The sequence below is a fragment of the Acinetobacter sp. YH01007 genome (assembly GCF_013420425.1).
Lineage (GTDB): Bacteria > Pseudomonadota > Gammaproteobacteria > Pseudomonadales > Moraxellaceae > Acinetobacter > Acinetobacter towneri.
The window spans coordinates 57,427-73,557 of record NZ_VOYC01000012.1 but is presented as its reverse complement, the minus strand read 5'-3'; the positions used below and the strand labels follow the sequence as shown (position 1 = coordinate 73,557).

Sequence of the window (16,131 nt, the reverse complement as noted above, 5' to 3'; positions counted from 1 at the left end):
ATGATAGAGTGAATATTCTAATAATGTGTCATCAAATTTATTGATAAAAGTTTGTGACTTTCCAAGCCTAGAGTGACCTTTCTCTAGGCTTTTTTTATGTGAAAAATTATATTCAGAATGGTGTTAAATCAGAAATCATTCATCTTTAAGCAAGGATATAGAGCAAGCAGGTTACTGATAGAGCAGCATGAAAAAATATAGACACATGATCATTTGTCGCATCCCCACATGCGCTCTGGCACAAATGATCATGTGTCTAAATGGGCGACCTAAATATGTCGTTATTCGCTGTAGTCACCCGTATGGATTTTAAAATCCATATCTTATTGAACTGGTTGCAGTTCTTGTTTTGCGCAGTTCAATTAAAGCTAAATCTATCTTTTAGCGCTATCACTAGAATTTGGTATTTTTAAGTTTTTGACTCAATAAAACCCAAACAAAATAGAAGCTTATAGAGCCTATATAAAAAAACTTGTTGAGCCTGAGGTTCTGACGCATGCCACCTGAATGTGTAATAATACAGACCTTGTATTATTTGTGGCTGAGATTATGCGCGGTTTATATTTGATTACCAATGATGATCCTATCGAACTGCTTTTGGCAAAATTAGAAGGGGCGATGGCAACTTATGAAGTCGCGGTGTTGCAATATCGCCGTAAAAATGTGCCTCAAGCTCAGCAGGCATACGAAATTGAATATATGAAATCGATGTGTGATCAATACAAAGTGCCATTTGTGATTAATGATGATCTTGAAACTGCAGTGAAATATGGTGTTGGCGTACATTTGGGTCAAGAAGATGGCTCTATTGTTGAAGCGGTTGCACGTTTACCACAAGATGTATTGATTGGTCGCAGTTGTAATAACTCGATTGAATTGGCAGAGCAAGCCATTGCCGATGGTGCAAACTACGTGGCTTTTGGTGCAGTCTATGCAACTGAAACTAAACCTGAGGCAAGTACACTTACATTAGACACGCTCACACTGGCGAAGCAACAACTCAATGTGCCAATTTGCGCGATTGGTGGTTTAACTGTTGAAAACAGTCAGCCTGTCATTGAAGCAGGTGCCGATTTATGTGCAGTGATTAGTGATATATTAAGACGTCCGATGCATACTGTTGCACAGCGTGTTTATGATTGGTCTGCACTTTTCAAAGCAGACACTTAAAGCAGACAGCTAATTTTTTATTTTATTTTTTGAGTTGAGTGCCTCCATGAGCTTATCTCCAAAGCAAGAACAATTGTTTAAACAAGCCAATAAGCATATTCCAGGTGGGGTCAATTCACCGGTACGCGCATTTAACGGGGTAGGCGGAACCCCTGTATTTATTGAAAAAGCCAAAGGTGCTTATTTGTACGATGTCGATGGCAAACGCTATGTCGACTATGTAGGTTCTTGGGGACCAATGATTTTAGGTCATGCCCATCCTGCTATTATTCAGGCGGTGCAAGCTGCAGCTGAAGATGGTTTGAGTTTTGGTGCGCCAACGGTGCATGAAACGACTTTGGCCGATATTATTTGCGAAATTATGCCTTCAATTGAGTTGGTTCGCATGACCAACTCAGGTACAGAAGCCACCATGACCGCAATTCGTTTGGCGCGTGGTTATACAGGTCGTGACAAAATCGTCAAATTTGAAGGTTGCTATCATGGACACTCAGATTCGCTGTTGGTCAAAGCAGGCTCTGGACTTTTAACCAGTGGTGAAGGTGAAGCGACTTCTGCGGGTGTTCCTGCCGATTTTGCTAAACATACGCTGACTTTACCGTATAACGATATCACCACCTTAAAAGAATGTTTTACAAAGTTTGGTGCTGAAATTGCAGGGGTGATTGTTGAGCCAGTTGCGGGCAACATGAACTTGGTTAAACCAATTGATGGTTTCCTGCAAGCAATTCGTGATGTCTGCGATGAACGCGGCTCAGTCTTTATTATTGATGAAGTAATGACAGGTTTCCGTGTTGGCTTAGGCGGTGCTCAGGCGCATTATAATGTTAAACCAGACTTGACCACACTCGGTAAAATTATTGGTGCTGGCTTACCAGTAGGTGCATTTGGTGGTAAACGCGAAATCATGGAATGTATTGCGCCATTAGGTAAGGTGTATCAAGCAGGTACTTTGTCTGGTAACCCGTTGGCGATGCGTGCGGGCATTGAAATGTTTAAACATTTACGTGCCGAAGGTTTTTATGAAAATTTAACTGCGCAACTGGAAAAATTGTTGGCAGGCTTACAAGCTGCGGCAGATGAAGCAGGTATCCCGTTCAAGACGCAACAAGTCGGTGCTATGTTTGGTTTGTATTTTACTGACCAAGATGACATCACCAGTTTTGATTCTATGCTGAATTGCGATGTCGATGCTTTCCGTAAATTCTTCCACGGAATGTTGCAACGTGGTGTGAACTTGGCGCCATCTGCTTTTGAAGCAGGCTTTATTTCATCTGCGCATAGTGATGAAGATATTGCCTACACCATTCAAGCTGCAAAAGAAACATTTGCGGAAATGAAGGCGTAATTTGACCTCTGCTTAACACTGTCCTAAAAGGCATAGATATCTCCAAAATATCTATGCTTTAGGTTAAATTGAAGACATACTCTTCAATTTAATATCAAAGGCTTAGATCAGCGTCTTGTTAAACACTAAAATAGCCTGGTCAAACTAAATATGAATCCTATTACTTCATTTGCTCCCGCCATCAAAGATATAGCTTCAGAACGGCTTTGTTGTGCAACTATCTTGCACTATGATTTCATTGTATTTTTCTATCCAAATTTTAAAAACCTTTAAAACAGTATCTTAAAAAATATTTATGCAACAAAGCCTCCTGCATGCTATAAAACCCACATTTCTAAAAGCAGGCTGATTTAAAATTCAGCAGATTGTCTGATTCAGGAATGTAAATCGGAAAATTCATCGGGAATTGATGTATTTTGCATTGTAATTCTGTGTCAGGCTTTTTATTATTGCCGCCTTGTTTTCACGATCGGCCCTGAATTGAAATTGAGTAATTTTCTAAGCGAACACCTGATTCATCGTGACGATGAGTTTATGGTGATACATAAACCCGCTGGCATACTCACCGTTCCAGGTAAAACAGCAGATTTGCAAGATTGTGTGATGAGTCGTCTAGTTAAAATTGAGCCGCGCACTTTGCTGATTCATCGCTTAGATCGTGATACTTCGGGTATTTTGGTATTTGCACTCACGAAATGGGCGCAAAAACAAATTTCGCGTCAGTTTCAAGAACGCCAAACCGATAAAACCTATCAGGCATTGGTGGCAGGGCAACTGCAAGGTGAAGGCACTGTAGATGTGCCTGTGGTCTATGATCCTGCACATCCTCCATTACACATTGCCGATGCAACCCATAACAAACCTGCGTTAACGCATTGGCGTGCATTGGAGCAATTTGAATTGCAGGGGCAAATTGTGACTCGTGTGCAACTGACGCCTATCACAGGTCGTTCGCATCAACTGCGAGTACACATGCAATATTTAGGTCATCCAATTATTGGTGATACTTTGTATGCCACGCCCGAACAGCAACAACTCATGCCTCGTTTGTGTTTACATGCAGCAGAATTAAGTTTTCTGCATCCACAAACTGAGCAACGTGTACAGTTTACTTGCCCAGTCCCATTTTAAGCGAAAAAGATTACGCAAAGCCTGTGCTTTAGGCTCTCTTTTTAGTGCGCTTTATGTCAAAATATATTGCTATACGCCCTGAATTTTTGCTCAAATACTCAGCAGGTTTTGCGCAAAAATTTATACGTCCTAACTTCTAAATAAAGGTGGAAAAATTGCAGCAGTTTGCTATTGGTCAACGTTGGTTATCAGACACAGAAACGGAATTAGGACTTGGTGTTCTGATTGATGTAGATGAGCGATCGGTCAGCATTTTATTCCCTAAAAGTGATGAAACCCGTGTCTATGCACGCAATAACGCACCTTTATCGCGTATCATTTTTAATGTAAATGATGAAGTTCAAGACCAAGAAGGCAATGCGTGGACGGTTGAATCGGTCGAAGACCGCCATGGCGTATTGCGTTATAACGTGGTGCGTCGTTTGCAAGATGGCAGTGAAGAAAAGAAATCACTGAATGAAACCCGTATTGGTGCAAGTATCCAACTTTCAAAACCCTTAGACCGCTTGCTTGCCAGCCAAATTGACTATAAAGAATGGTACGACTTGCGTATTGAAGCCTTGTTGATGCAAGCCAATATGCAAAGTAGCCCACTGCGCGGCTTGGTGGGTTCGCGTGTAGGTTTGATTCCACATCAACTTTATATTGCACATGAAGTCGGTAAGCGTTTTGCGCCACGTGTCTTATTGGCAGATGAAGTTGGTTTAGGTAAAACCATTGAAGCAGGTTTGATCATCCATCAGCAACTCAAAACAGGACGTGCGGAACGTATCCTGATTTTGGTACCTGATTCGCTGCAATATCAGTGGATGATTGAAATGCGTCGCCGTTTCAATCTGCAATTCTCTTTGTTTGATTTAACCCGTACGGCATCTATTAAAGAACACGATCCTGACCTGAATCCATTCTTGACCGAACAATGCATCATTGCTTCAGTCGATTTAATGATTGACCACGATGACTTACGCGAACAAGCCCTAGAAGCAGGTTTTGATTTGCTGGTGGTCGATGAAGCGCATCACTTAATGTGGAGCGAAGAAGAAGGTGGTAATGACCGTTATGATCTGGTCGAAGAATTAGCTGAACAAACCGCAGGGGTGTTATTGCTCACTGCAACGCCTGAGCAACTGGGTGTAGAAAGCCATTTTGCGCGTTTACGTTTACTCGATCCGCAACGTTTTAGCTCGCTCGACCGTTTCTTGGATGAAGAAGCGCAATATCAACATACGGCAAAAATTGCCGAAGTCCTAATGTCAGATGCAGCATTGGAAGAAAGCCATTTGGCTGCACTGGAAGGCTTGTTGGGACATCGCATAGAAGATAACCCTGAACAGCGTTTCCGTGCTATCCACGAATTATTAGACCGTCATGGTACAGGACGTATTTTGTTCCGTAATACCCGTGAAGCAATTCAAGGTTTCCCAGGCCGTGATTGTCAGCCTGCGCCGTTACCTGCACCAGAAAACTGGTCTAAAGATGGTAAGCTGCGTGAACAAATGTGGCCAGAAGAAGCACTGCTCGATGGCAGTTGGATGGAAACTGACCCGCGTGTAATGTGGTTAATGGAGCGTTTGCGTAGCGACTTAAAACATAAAAAAGTGCTTTTAATTGCGCGTAGCGGCCCTGTGGTAGAAGCCCTTGAAAATGCGCTGCACCTACATGCAGGTATTCGTACTGCAATGTTCCATGAAGGCATGAGCTTGTTAGAACGTGACCAAGCGGCAGCATATTTCGCAGAAGATTCTTATGGTGCACAAATTTTATTGTGTTCCGAAATTGGTTCAGAAGGGCGTAACTTCCAGTTTGCATCAGACCTGATTTTGTTTGACTTACCTGCCAATCCCGACGTGTTAGAACAACGTATCGGTCGTTTAGACCGTATTGGTCAAGAAAACCGTATTCAAATTCATGTGCCGTATTTGGTGGGGACTGCGCAAGAGCGTATGTTCCGTTGGTATAACGAAGCACTCAATATTTTCAGCAATATTTCACCCACTGCACAAACCTTGCAGGAAAACTTTATTGTCGATTTAAAACACTGCTTACTTGCAGATTTAGGACAACAGTTTGAAGATTTACTGGAAGCAGTCAGTGTGCAGCGTGAAGCTTTGGAAGCAGAACTTCAAGCGGGTCGAGATCGTTTGTTGGAATACAACTCTTGCCGTCCTGTGGTGGCGCAGGAAATTGTACAAGCTTTAGAAGATTACGACGACAATACCACGTTGCCTATGTTTATGAAGCGCTTTATGGCATCGACCAATATTGACTTCGATGAACAAAGCAATGGCACGGTGATTATTAAACCAACTGATCAAATGCAAGTGCAAGGTTTGACCTTAGACGAAGAAGGCATGACCGCGACGTTCTATCGGGATCAGGCGCAAATTCGTGAAGATGCACAGTATTTGACCCTAGAGCATCCATTCACAGAAAGCGTGATGGAAATGATCAATACACAAGGTTTTGGTAGCACCAACGTTGCGGTATTAAAATCTGCCGCTTTGCCACAAGGTTCTGTGTTGCTCGAAGTCTGGTTCAAAGTGGATGTCATTGCACCTAAAGCCCTGAATTTGCCATCAAGCTTGCCACAGCAACTCATTCGTGTCTTATTGAGCGAAAAAGGGCAGGATTTATCGCAAAAAATTGCCCCTGAAATTTTAAAACCTTATTTACATCATTTAGATGGCAACAGTTGTCGTCAAGTGGTGAAAGCACGCCGTGACGCGATTGAAGCGCGTTATACACAGGCTTTGGAGTTGGCTAAAGCTGCATTGCCTGAATTTAAGCAACAAGCTAAAGATGTATATAGCAAAAAATGGCAATATGAAATTGACCGTTTAAGCTATTTGAAGCAATTTAACCCAAGTATTCGTGAAGATGAAATTACACGTTTACAGAAATTGCAAAAAGAAGGTGTTGCATTATTAGATGGTTTGTCGGTCACGCCTGAAGCAATTCAGGTGATGGTGGTGGTAAAGCCATAAAGAGTGCATTCAATACAGGTGTCTAGACGGTGTATTTGTATTGAGTCGGTTTTAATCAATCACTTTTTTAAATATTTGGCATCTTCTAAATTGCACGTTTTAAGTTGGGCATTGCGCCTCATTTTTACGGAGCAGTTTAGCGGGTGCTTTTTTAATATCGCAATAAAAATTTTGTGCGAGATTTTTCACATCACGGACTTAAACAAAGTAGCAACCAGTGCTTATGTGTCATTAAAATGACTCATAATTCATCTTTTTCAGCATTCCGGTCATTTGCAAAACCCAGTGGTATGCGTAGTTTAAAGGCTGTTGATCTTTTATCTATGATTGATGTGCCAAGTGTTGAATCTGTAAGCGCGTACGCATAGATCAAGTCACAGACCCGATATTCTTCTTTTAAGCGTATTTTAAATGACTAAAGCTGCAATTCATTTTACCCATGCCAATGGTATTCCTTCTGCCAGTTATCAAAAGTTTTTTCAATGTTTTGAAGCAGATTATCATTTAAAGGCAATTCCACTGATTGGTATGCAAGCAGAATTTCCTGTGACCTATAAGTGGACCTATTTGATTCATCAAGTGATTCAGGACATTGAGCAGCAGTTTCCAAAGCAACAAGTGATTGGTTTAGGGCATTCTTTTGGTTCATTATTAACCCTGATGTGTGCCTATCAGCGTCCAGATTTATTTTCTCAATTGATTATTATGGATCCACCTTTTGTGATTGGATCGAAGTCGGCATTATTTGAAATTTTACAAAAATTTAAACTGAAATATGTAGATCAACTCACACCTGCCGCCGTGACCATGAAGCGTCGAGATCATTGGGCTAGCCATGCAGAAGCCTATCAAGCTTTGCGGCATAACCGTTTATTTAAAAAATTTGATGCACAATGTTTTGAAGATTATTTTGCCAGCGGCATACAAGTCGATGCACAAAGAGGTGGTGTGACTTTAACAATTCCAAAACGGGTAGAAGCTGAAATTTTTAGAACCGTACCTGCATGGTGGTGGCGCACACCACGCAAAGCCCCAGATGTACCTGTGCATTTAATTACAGCAAGGCATAGCCCATTTTATTTGCAAGGTTTACCGCAAGGCATGCAAAAAACTTATGGAATTGAGTTTAGTGTGGTCGAGGGAGGACACATGTTTCCTTTGGAAAATCCTGAAACCACGGCAACACATGTGCAGCAATTAATTCAAAAACAACACGCTTAACAGCGAAGTCTAGCAATTAAATGCTCAAACGGGCGTGACCTGATTCAGGAAAATCGCCCGATTTATCCTGTGTTATGTTAACGAATTTTGGCATCATCCAAATGTCGTGCACCTTCTAAAATCATGCGAATCATGGTCATGGTTTGTTCAGCGGTTTCTTTACGTTCAGTCGCAGGCATATCAATGACTTTAGCGCCCATATTAAACACCAACTGGGTAATGGCTTTTGCGACAATATCGGGATGCGCTAACTTGCTGTTATTTAAACGTTCTAAACGAATTAAATCATCCTGCAATTCTTGCTGGAAATAATTCAATTGGCGCTCAACAGCTAGCTTATAAGAGGTTGAACCCGTATAACCTTCACGTAATAGCAGACTTAAATTGCCTTCATCGGTATCTAATTGTTCAATAAATACTTCAACCGAGCTGCGAATAATACTGTTTTGTTTAGATGCTTTTAAACGTGCTTCATGCAGAATTTGACGCAACACCACACCTGCACGATCAATCAGTTCAATCGCGAGTTCATCAATATCTTTAAAATGACGATAAAAACTGTTTGGTGCGATGCCTGCTTCACGTGCAACTTCACGTAAACTTAAAGATGCGATACTTTTTTGTGGGCCAATTAAATTTAATGCTGCCTGAAATAATTCTTGTTTGGTAATGGTAGCTTTACGCCCAACCGTACGCACGACAAGAGGCTCATGAACCGTTTCAGATTCTGGAAAAGTCACATCATGGTTTGTTTTCATGGCAGGCTGAGTCATATTTTCAATAATTTATAAGCTTAGAGGCATTATAGCGGTTGCGCCAGTACTTGTGAAATGATTAGAAACAATACAGGTGTATATACAAATATATATACATATGTATAATAATTAAAATTTCATCGGGTGGTGCTGAATCATGCAGCTAACTGAAAAAAGAAAATCTCCCTTAACCAGTATTGCAACTGCAGTACTAGACCCTTATGCCGCCAATTTCTGGTTGCAAAAAATTAATCCATTATGGTCGGTGAATCAGTCACTCGGCAAAATTGTAAAAAAAGATACCGCTGCACAAGGTGTAGTGAGCTTTACTTTGCAATTCAATAAAAAATTCCAAATTGGCGCAGCAGGGCAGCATCATCCTGTTTATGTGACAATTCAAGGCGTACGCTATGAGCGAACCTATAGTTTGACTCAGCTTGATGCACAACACGTTTTATTGACGGTAAAAAAAGTTGATCAGGGCAAAGTCAGCACATGGCTGGTTGAGCAAGCCAAAGTTGGTGATACTTTGGAATTTGGTGCGCCTTATGGTGATATGCAACTGCCTGCACAAGCCCAGCCTTTAATTCTATTGGTAGCGGGTAGTGGTATCACACCAATGTATAGTTTGCTACAAGACATGGCGAAATCAGGTCGTCTTGGTAGCACTCCAGTAACTTTAATGTATTGGGTAAAAACCTTTGCAGACGCAGCATTTAAAGCACAGTTTGAAGCATGGGCACAACAATATCCAAACTTTAAATTTCAAGTGTTTTATACTCAAGAGCCGAGTGTGGCGCACAGCCGTTTAAATGCAGAACATTTACAAGACTTGGCACAAATCGAGCAAAGTGCAGTGTTTGCATGTGGCCCATCGGGTTTTACCACGCAAGCTGAACAATTATTTGCACAAGCTGCTTTGCTGAAAACAGAAGCTTTTAGCATGACCCCTGTGTTAAGTGACGATGTTGGTTTGGTACAAGTTACACTGACTCAATCGAAAAAGATTGTCACTATTCCAAAAGGCAAGTCCATTTTAGAAAGTCTGGAACAGCAAAATATTAAACCTAAATACGGCTGTCGTATGGGAATTTGCCATAAATGCGTATGCAACAAGGCTGAAGGTTCAACTAAAAACTTGGTCGATGGTGTTCAAAACAGCGAACCGAATAACCAATTGAAAATCTGCGTCAATTCAGCACAAACCGATTTAATTATTGATTTATAAGCGAGTTCCGATTATGAATATGCCAGTAAAAATAGAATATTTCCGCAATCCTAAAAACCGTGAACTCACTCAATTTGAATTAGATGAGCTTGCACGTGAATTAGACGCCATTAAACAAGAAGTTTTGGATGATATTGGCGAAAAAGATGCTAAATACATCCGCCGTGTTTATTCAACCATTCGTTATAGCTCAATGGCAGGTCGTGCCTTATTGTTCGCAGGATGGTTCCCGCCAGCATGGGTTTTGGGTACAGGCTTGTTAGGCTTTGCCAAAATTATGGAAAACATGGAATTAGGTCATAATGTCATGCATGGTCAGTATGACTGGATGAATGATCCTAAATTCAATGGTGCAAGTTATGAATGGGATACGGTAGGTACTTCAGACAACTGGCGTCAAACCCATAACTTTAAACACCATACTTATACCAATATTAAAGGTATGGATGATGATATTGGCTATGGTTTGGTGCGTTTGTTCCCAGAACAGCGCTGGAGATCAGGCTATTTATTGCAACCTTTATACAGTATTCCTTTCTGCTTACTGTTCCAATGGGGTGTTGCCATTCAGAATTTAGAAATTGGTAAAATTTTGAATGGCCGTAAAAGCAAAGCCCAAGCCAAAAAAGAATGGCAACCTATGCAGAAGAAAATTGGAAAACAATTGTTTAAAGATTATGTGTTCTTTCCATTGATTGCAGGCCCTTCGGCTTTACCAGTGTTTACAGGGAACTTGGTTGCGAATGGTATTCGTAATATTTGGACATTCAGCATTATTTTCTGCGGTCACTTTACGAAGGATGTAGAAGTATTTCCAAAGTCTGTGATGCAAAACGAAAGCCGTGGTCACTGGTATATGCGTCAAATTCGTGGTTCATCGAATCTTACAGGTTCTGAAGCATTCCACATTTTGACAGGACATTTAAGCCATCAAATTGAACACCATTTATATCCAGATATTCCTGCACGTCGCTATCGTAAAATGGCTCCAAAAGTACAAGCTGTGTGTGAAAAGTATGGCTTGAACTACAACAATGCGAGCTTAGTTAAACAGTACGGCAGTGTGCTTAAACGTATTGTGAAATATGCTTTTCCATTTAAGAAATAAGTGACTTACAAATGAGTTGTTTAGTACGAATAGATTAAGTGATTGATCTTGGTTTAAAACTATACTTCTATTTTGAATTAGAGGTGATGCTGTAAAGTGTCACCTTTTTTATTGCTTTAGGTGTTGTAGTCGTTATTTTTATGCAGAATCATCAGCTATTTTATTAAGAGAAAACTCTATTTTTATTTTCTATTCTGGGTATAAAAAAGTAATCACCATAGGCGGCATCCGCTACATGTAACTTAAAAAACCCACAATTCAAATTGTGGTTTTATTATATCATTCATCAAAATCAAGCCAGTTTTTTATAAGTTACAATTTCTGGCAATGAATGATCACTACCCACCATATAAGAATAAGTCGCTAAACTCAGCATGGCATCATCTTCATCACTATTACCATACGCATAAATAGCAGCATAATTTTCTAAATCATATTGTTCTAAAATCCGTATTTTCTTTTGTTCCTGACTGCAATCAGGTGTTGAATATCGCCCTGTAAATTGCTGCTTTTCAATTGCTGTTTCAGTACAAATCAAAGCGACATTTAACTGCTGACAAATATACTGTAAATAAATATCTACACTTGCAGAAACAACCACCACTTCATCTCCATTGAATTGATGCTGCTTTAATTGTTGTAATAGTTGTGGGTTAAGATCATGTATTAAATCTACTGCGTAGCGCTGTGCAAGTGCTAATATTTCAGCTGTATTTGCATCTTTAAACATAGCATTAAACAATTTAGGGCGCATGGCATGTGCAGGATAAACTTTTAAATAGTAAGCCTGAATCCAAGGCAAGATTTTAAGTCCTTGCTTAAAAATATGCCGCTTAGATAAAGCATAGAAAATAAACCCTGTAAAACTGTCTTTGCTGCACAGGGTCCCATCAAAATCAAATAGGGCTAGATTTTTATATTTTTGGCTTTTTGCATGCATGTTTTATAACGTCCATTGACTCGCGTAGCAAACCAATTGGTGTTGTAATCTCGACTCAGTTTAGGCCCTGAAATGACCACTTGCGGCATCATGGCATAAAATGGCTCTTTGCCCGTTTGAGCTTTATAGAGTTTAGTTACAGCCAGATAGGTCGCAGTATCTTCGAATTTCTTTTCTTTTTCTTTTTTTAAGTCTGCACGAATTTGTCGTGGTGTAACCAAAATATTATGTTTGGCAAAAACAGCAATTAATTCACGTTCAGATTCACTCTTTGCATTACGCACGCCGCCATCTTTAGCGTAAAGAAGTAAGTCGCCATCTAAATCGAGTTCAGCTTCGGTTAAATCATTCAGCATACTTTGGAATGCAGCATTGCGGCTCGAATACATGCCCGAGTTATAGTCAGCAAAACGGTATAGCGGTTGATCATAGTCAGCAGGGTACATCATTAAACGATGAATCCCATAATATAAGCCACCATACTGGGTATATAGATCACTGCGTAACTCTGCGATGTTACCACTTTGACGTTTATGCTCTTTGGCATAGCTAATATGCACTTGCATCGAGCCTAAAGTGGTAATTGGATTAAGTTTTTCACCAATATTTTGACCAAACAGTTTGGCAGCACCTGTTAGTGCGGAAACATGATAATGCTTTGCCATGTAGTCAAAAATTTCACGGTATAGTTCATCTAATTCACGTTCAGTTTTTACCCGACGCATTTGACTCAAATAGTTATCTTCAGGGCTAGGGTGGTTTTTCAGCACATCCTGAAAATAGCCTGCAACCGTGCCGCCAATTGCTTCGCCCAGTTTGTCTTTAAATTTTTCATCTAAACGATCTTGCACTTCTTTAACAGCTTTTTCACCCAAACCATAAACTTGTGGGTCTGCTACAAAGTTAGATTCCTGATCAACCACAGCAATAATGGTGCACATATTTTCTTTAGTTTGTGGAATACCCAATTGCTCAGAAATATCATAAATATCTTTAGCCCAAGCACTGCGTTCACTGACACGGTTAGGAATCAGTTTGCGAATGTGTTCTGCTTCCAAGGTCGGCTCATTGTCCTTAGACCACCATGCGCTGTCTCCACAGGCTGCTAAGCTTATGGATAAGGCGAGCACGCTGAAGGGTTTCATCAAAGAAGTGAATACAGTGTCTTTCATAGATAGGGAAAACTCGTTCCAAATGGATGAGCCCAAAGGGCAGATGCAGTATACTATGCCAATCATTAAAGTTAAGAATATATATGTATATTGGTCCCTATCAACTGTCAAATAATTTGATTGTTGCCCCAATGGCAGGCGTTACTGATCGGCCATTTCGCTCACTGTGCAAATACTTTGGAGCTGGGCATGCAGTCAGTGAAATGATGACATCTGACAAAACTTTGCGCATGAGTAAAAAGAGTTTGTATCGTGCCAATTTTGATGGGGAGCTTGCGCCAATTTCTGCACAAATTGCAGGTTCAGATCCGCATGATTTAGCGGAAGCAGCACGCTATCAGGTGGCCAACGGGGCGCAAATTGTTGATATCAATATGGGCTGTCCTGCCAAAAAAGTCTGTAATAAATTGGCGGGGTCTGCCTTGTTGCAAGATGAAGATTTGGTGGCACGTATTTTAGATACTGTCGTTGCTGCGGTTGATGTACCTGTAACCCTTAAAACCCGTTTGGGTTTTTTAAATGGTCAGGAAAATATCTTACGTGTGGCAAAGCGTGCGGAACAAGCTGGTATTGCCGCTTTGGCTTTGCATGGTCGTACCCGTGAAGATATGTATTTAAATCATGCACGTTACTCACTGATTAAAGACGTGAAAAGTATGTTGCAGATTCCAGTCATTGCCAATGGTGATATAGATAGCCCTGAAAAAGCCAAATATGTACTAGATTACACAGGTGCTGATGCCATTATGATTGGACGTGCAGCACAGGGACGTCCGTGGATTTTTCGGGAAATTGCACATTATTTAGCAACAGGGGAGTTGCTTGCCGCACCGAGTATTGCAGAAGTTCAAAAAGTCTTATTGGGGCATTTAGCCGAGCTTTATGAGTTTTATGGGGAATATTCAGGTTGTCGAATTTCACGTAAACACATTGCTTGGTACACCAAAGGTTTACGTTCAAGTAATGAGTTTCGCCAAAACATGTATAAAGTTGAAAGTACTGCCGAACAATTTAAAGTGGTGGAGGACTACTTCAATCAGTTATTGGCACATGGTGAAATCATGAGTGATGTACAAGTAGAAAGTGTTAATTTACTGGATACTTGATTAGCATTTAAGATTTTGATTTTATAGTTAAAATTTCACTCTTAACCGCTTTGCTTGTTTAAAGCAGAGCGGTTGTATTCTTGTTTAATGTGCGTGAATCATCTCTAGCACCAATTGATTGATTAAATCTGCAGCTTCTAATTCACGAATTTGGCTAACATTACTGCCTGCCCAGAATGGCGCATAACCTTGCTCACCTTGTGTGACGGCTGCTGCATGCAACTGTTTTGCAAGATCATACGTATATGGATAGGTGGGCACAGTTAAACGATTTGGTGTATCTACCTGTGTATGCCAATGATTAATTAAACCACGGGCAGGACGTCCAGAGATGCTGTCGGTAATTTGAGTAATGTTTTGCTGAAATAAAGCTTGTCGATAAGCTGGATTGGCATTGGAACTTTTACATTGCACGAAAGCTGTACCCAGCTGTACCGCAGAAGCGCCCAATTTCAGCATTAACTGTGCTTGCTGACCATTCATAATGCCACCTGCGGCAACCACTGGCAGGGTACAATGTTCACGAATCAGTTGTACTAAATCGCTGGTTTTAATTGCACTATCAAAAGTTTGGTTAAAGATACCCCGATGTCCACCTGCCTCAATGCCTTGGGCGATAATGACATCAATTCCCGCTGCTTCAATGGCTTGAGCTTCGGCTAAGTTGGTTGCTGAAACCATAGTAATGATTCCTGCATCTTTTAAAGCCTGAATTTGATGCGCATGCGGAATCCCGAAGTGAAAACTGACGGCTTGTGGTTTAGTTTCTAGTACAAGATCTAAATATCCATCATGGTCTTTAAAACTTGGATAAATACAATTTAGTTGACTCGGTGCAGTTGCGCCATAGCGTTCAAAGATTGGCTGAAAATGTGCAATCCACGCTTGTGCAGCGACTTCATCTAGTGGACTTGATTCATGGCAAAAGAAATTGACCTGAAATGGAAAATCAGTCAGTTCTTGAGTGCGTAAAATTTGCTCACGTGCAGCATCTACCGTGTTTGCACCTAAACCGAGTGAGCCAAAACCACCTTGATTAGAAACCTCGGCTGCAAGTTCGGGAGTAGAAACGCCAGCCATTGGAGCAAGAAAAATAGGATGCTTTATATTCAGTTGTTCTAATAAGGTCATATTATTTACTCCATGTTTTTATCTACTTTGCCCAACTCTAGGTAGATTGGCAAATCATATCCGTCATTTCTTTATGAAATATTAAGATGAGCGATATCATTAAATTTGCAGATGCTTTCAGGCATAATAAGCCTGATGTATGAATTGATGAGTAAATTAATGAAGCCTTTCGTTTATGGTGGTTTGCTTGTGGTGTGTGGATTAAGTGCGTGTAGCAATCCACAGCAAACTCAAGTAAAAATTGATCCAAAGCAATATCAGGTTCAGGATGCGACTGCATTACAACAGCGTATAGATGCTTTAAATGTCAAATTGGCGCAAGACTTCAAACAATTTAAACAAGTCGAAAATATCGCATTTGCGCATCAATTCCCTTTAGATGTAAATAACTTACAAACTTTGAATCAGCATTTGGTCGCCAGTACTGCTTTAAAGCCGACTAAAATTGCTTATTGCGATATGATGAATGGTTATTTTGCTGAGTTATATCGCTTAGGACATAACAATCTAGATTTTCTTAAAGATGTAAAATTACCGCGTGCAGAGCAGGAAAATTTGGCTGAAAATTTTGCCAATGCAGAATCTTATTATGATTTTATTTTGAATCGTTACACCAGTTACCGCCAAGTACAACAGACCATGGGCTATGGTTGTAATTTAAAAGCGGCGTTATAGTTGCGGCAGGATTTAGGTTTACTAGGGTCTGTTGATATTTCATAAATGGCTTGCGCTGTAGGCTAAAACTGAGCAGATTAGGCATGAAACGCAGGGAATAACGGGTTTATTTTCAAGTTTTATAACGCAATCTGTGAAAGTTTTAGCCACATGAGCAAAAAC

General features: G+C 40.5%; 13 protein-coding genes. 9 read left to right on the top strand and 4 right to left on the bottom strand.

Annotated elements, in window-relative coordinates; genetic code table 11:
- The first annotated feature begins 549 nt into the window (after nt 1–549).
- From thiE to FTT74_RS07420, 5 genes are all read left to right on the top strand, one after another.
- On the top strand, nt 550–1,170 hold the full coding sequence (gene thiE, locus FTT74_RS07440; protein WP_096900945.1) for a thiamine phosphate synthase: 621 nt from the start codon (nt 550–552) through the stop codon (nt 1,168–1,170).
- Nucleotides 1,171–1,216: 46 nt separating this feature from the next.
- On the top strand, nt 1,217–2,518 hold the full coding sequence (gene hemL, locus FTT74_RS07435; RefSeq protein WP_167846092.1) for a glutamate-1-semialdehyde 2,1-aminomutase: 1,302 nt from the start codon (nt 1,217–1,219) through the stop codon (nt 2,516–2,518).
- Nucleotides 2,519–3,004: 486 nt separating this feature from the next.
- Nucleotides 3,005–3,649, top strand: coding sequence for an RluA family pseudouridine synthase (locus tag FTT74_RS07430; protein WP_004973024.1), 645 nt, complete (start codon nt 3,005–3,007; stop codon nt 3,647–3,649).
- A 146-nt stretch (nt 3,650–3,795) separates the two neighbouring features.
- Nucleotides 3,796–6,633, top strand: a complete 2,838-nt coding sequence (gene rapA / locus FTT74_RS07425; protein WP_179988807.1) for an RNA polymerase-associated protein RapA — start codon at nt 3,796–3,798, stop codon at nt 6,631–6,633.
- A gap of 411 nt (nt 6,634–7,044) precedes the next feature.
- On the top strand, nt 7,045–7,854 hold the full coding sequence (locus FTT74_RS07420; protein WP_104852176.1) for an alpha/beta fold hydrolase: 810 nt from the start codon (nt 7,045–7,047) through the stop codon (nt 7,852–7,854).
- A 77-nt stretch (nt 7,855–7,931) separates the two neighbouring features.
- Here the strand turns inward: FTT74_RS07420 and fabR are convergent, their stop codons facing one another.
- Nucleotides 7,932–8,612, bottom strand: coding sequence for an HTH-type transcriptional repressor FabR (gene fabR / locus FTT74_RS07415; RefSeq protein WP_026438369.1), 681 nt, complete (start codon nt 8,610–8,612; stop codon nt 7,932–7,934).
- 154 nt (nt 8,613–8,766) lie between these two features.
- Between fabR and FTT74_RS07410 the strand changes: the two genes are divergently transcribed.
- Both FTT74_RS07410 and FTT74_RS07405 read left to right on the top strand, forming a co-directional pair.
- Nucleotides 8,767–9,837 carry a ferredoxin reductase gene (locus FTT74_RS07410; RefSeq protein WP_167846089.1) on the top strand — a complete coding sequence of 357 codons (1,071 nt, stop codon included), beginning with the start codon at nt 8,767–8,769 and terminating at the stop codon, nt 9,835–9,837.
- A gap of 13 nt (nt 9,838–9,850) precedes the next feature.
- Nucleotides 9,851–10,945, top strand: coding sequence for an acyl-CoA desaturase (locus FTT74_RS07405; RefSeq protein WP_096900933.1), 1,095 nt, complete (start codon nt 9,851–9,853; stop codon nt 10,943–10,945).
- 292 nt (nt 10,946–11,237) lie between these two features.
- Here FTT74_RS07405 and FTT74_RS07400 read toward each other — a convergent pair whose 3' ends face one another.
- Nucleotides 11,238–11,885 carry an HAD-IB family phosphatase gene (locus tag FTT74_RS07400; protein ID WP_004973036.1) on the bottom strand — a complete coding sequence of 216 codons (648 nt, stop codon included), beginning with the start codon at nt 11,883–11,885 and terminating at the stop codon, nt 11,238–11,240.
- Nucleotides 11,852–13,057 carry a DUF1615 family protein gene (locus FTT74_RS07395; protein ID WP_104852172.1) on the bottom strand — a complete coding sequence of 402 codons (1,206 nt, stop codon included), beginning with the start codon at nt 13,055–13,057 and terminating at the stop codon, nt 11,852–11,854. The genes FTT74_RS07400 and FTT74_RS07395 overlap by 34 nt, the downstream gene beginning before the upstream one ends.
- Before the next feature lie 83 nt (nt 13,058–13,140).
- Here FTT74_RS07395 and dusB point away from each other — a divergent pair, with 83 nt between their 5' ends.
- Complete coding sequence (gene dusB / locus FTT74_RS07390) at nt 13,141–14,163, top strand: tRNA dihydrouridine synthase DusB (RefSeq protein ID WP_168461352.1); 1,023 nt, start codon at nt 13,141–13,143, stop codon at nt 14,161–14,163.
- 84 nt (nt 14,164–14,247) lie between these two features.
- Here dusB and FTT74_RS07385 read toward each other — a convergent pair whose 3' ends face one another.
- Nucleotides 14,248–15,294: a nitronate monooxygenase family protein gene (locus tag FTT74_RS07385; protein WP_179988805.1), complete on the bottom strand. Its 1,047-nt coding sequence runs from the start codon at nt 15,292–15,294 to the stop codon at nt 14,248–14,250.
- A gap of 159 nt (nt 15,295–15,453) precedes the next feature.
- Between FTT74_RS07385 and FTT74_RS07380 the strand changes: the two genes are divergently transcribed.
- Nucleotides 15,454–15,969, top strand: a complete 516-nt coding sequence (locus FTT74_RS07380; protein WP_131260826.1) for a hypothetical protein — start codon at nt 15,454–15,456, stop codon at nt 15,967–15,969.
- The last annotated feature ends 162 nt before the right edge of the window (nt 15,970–16,131 follow it).

What these genes read in the sequence shown, in the direction of transcription:
- FTT74_RS07380 (WP_131260826.1), top strand. Translation starts at nt 15,454, where the DNA reads ATGAAGCCTTTCGTTTATGGTGGTTTGCTTGTGGTGTGTGGATTAAGT.
- FTT74_RS07385 (WP_179988805.1), bottom strand. Translation starts at nt 15,294, where the DNA reads ATGACCTTATTAGAACAACTGAATATAAAGCATCCTATTTTTCTTGCT.
- FTT74_RS07420 (WP_104852176.1), top strand. Translation starts at nt 7,045, where the DNA reads ATGACTAAAGCTGCAATTCATTTTACCCATGCCAATGGTATTCCTTCT.
- FTT74_RS07395 (WP_104852172.1), bottom strand. Translation starts at nt 13,057, where the DNA reads ATGAAAGACACTGTATTCACTTCTTTGATGAAACCCTTCAGCGTGCTC.
- thiE (WP_096900945.1), top strand. Translation starts at nt 550, where the DNA reads ATGCGCGGTTTATATTTGATTACCAATGATGATCCTATCGAACTGCTT.
- FTT74_RS07410 (WP_167846089.1), top strand. Translation starts at nt 8,767, where the DNA reads ATGCAGCTAACTGAAAAAAGAAAATCTCCCTTAACCAGTATTGCAACT.
- dusB (WP_168461352.1), top strand. Translation starts at nt 13,141, where the DNA reads ATGTATATTGGTCCCTATCAACTGTCAAATAATTTGATTGTTGCCCCA.
- FTT74_RS07405 (WP_096900933.1), top strand. Translation starts at nt 9,851, where the DNA reads ATGAATATGCCAGTAAAAATAGAATATTTCCGCAATCCTAAAAACCGT.
- FTT74_RS07400 (WP_004973036.1), bottom strand. Translation starts at nt 11,885, where the DNA reads ATGCATGCAAAAAGCCAAAAATATAAAAATCTAGCCCTATTTGATTTT.
- hemL (WP_167846092.1), top strand. Translation starts at nt 1,217, where the DNA reads ATGAGCTTATCTCCAAAGCAAGAACAATTGTTTAAACAAGCCAATAAG.
- fabR (WP_026438369.1), bottom strand. Translation starts at nt 8,612, where the DNA reads ATGAAAACAAACCATGATGTGACTTTTCCAGAATCTGAAACGGTTCAT.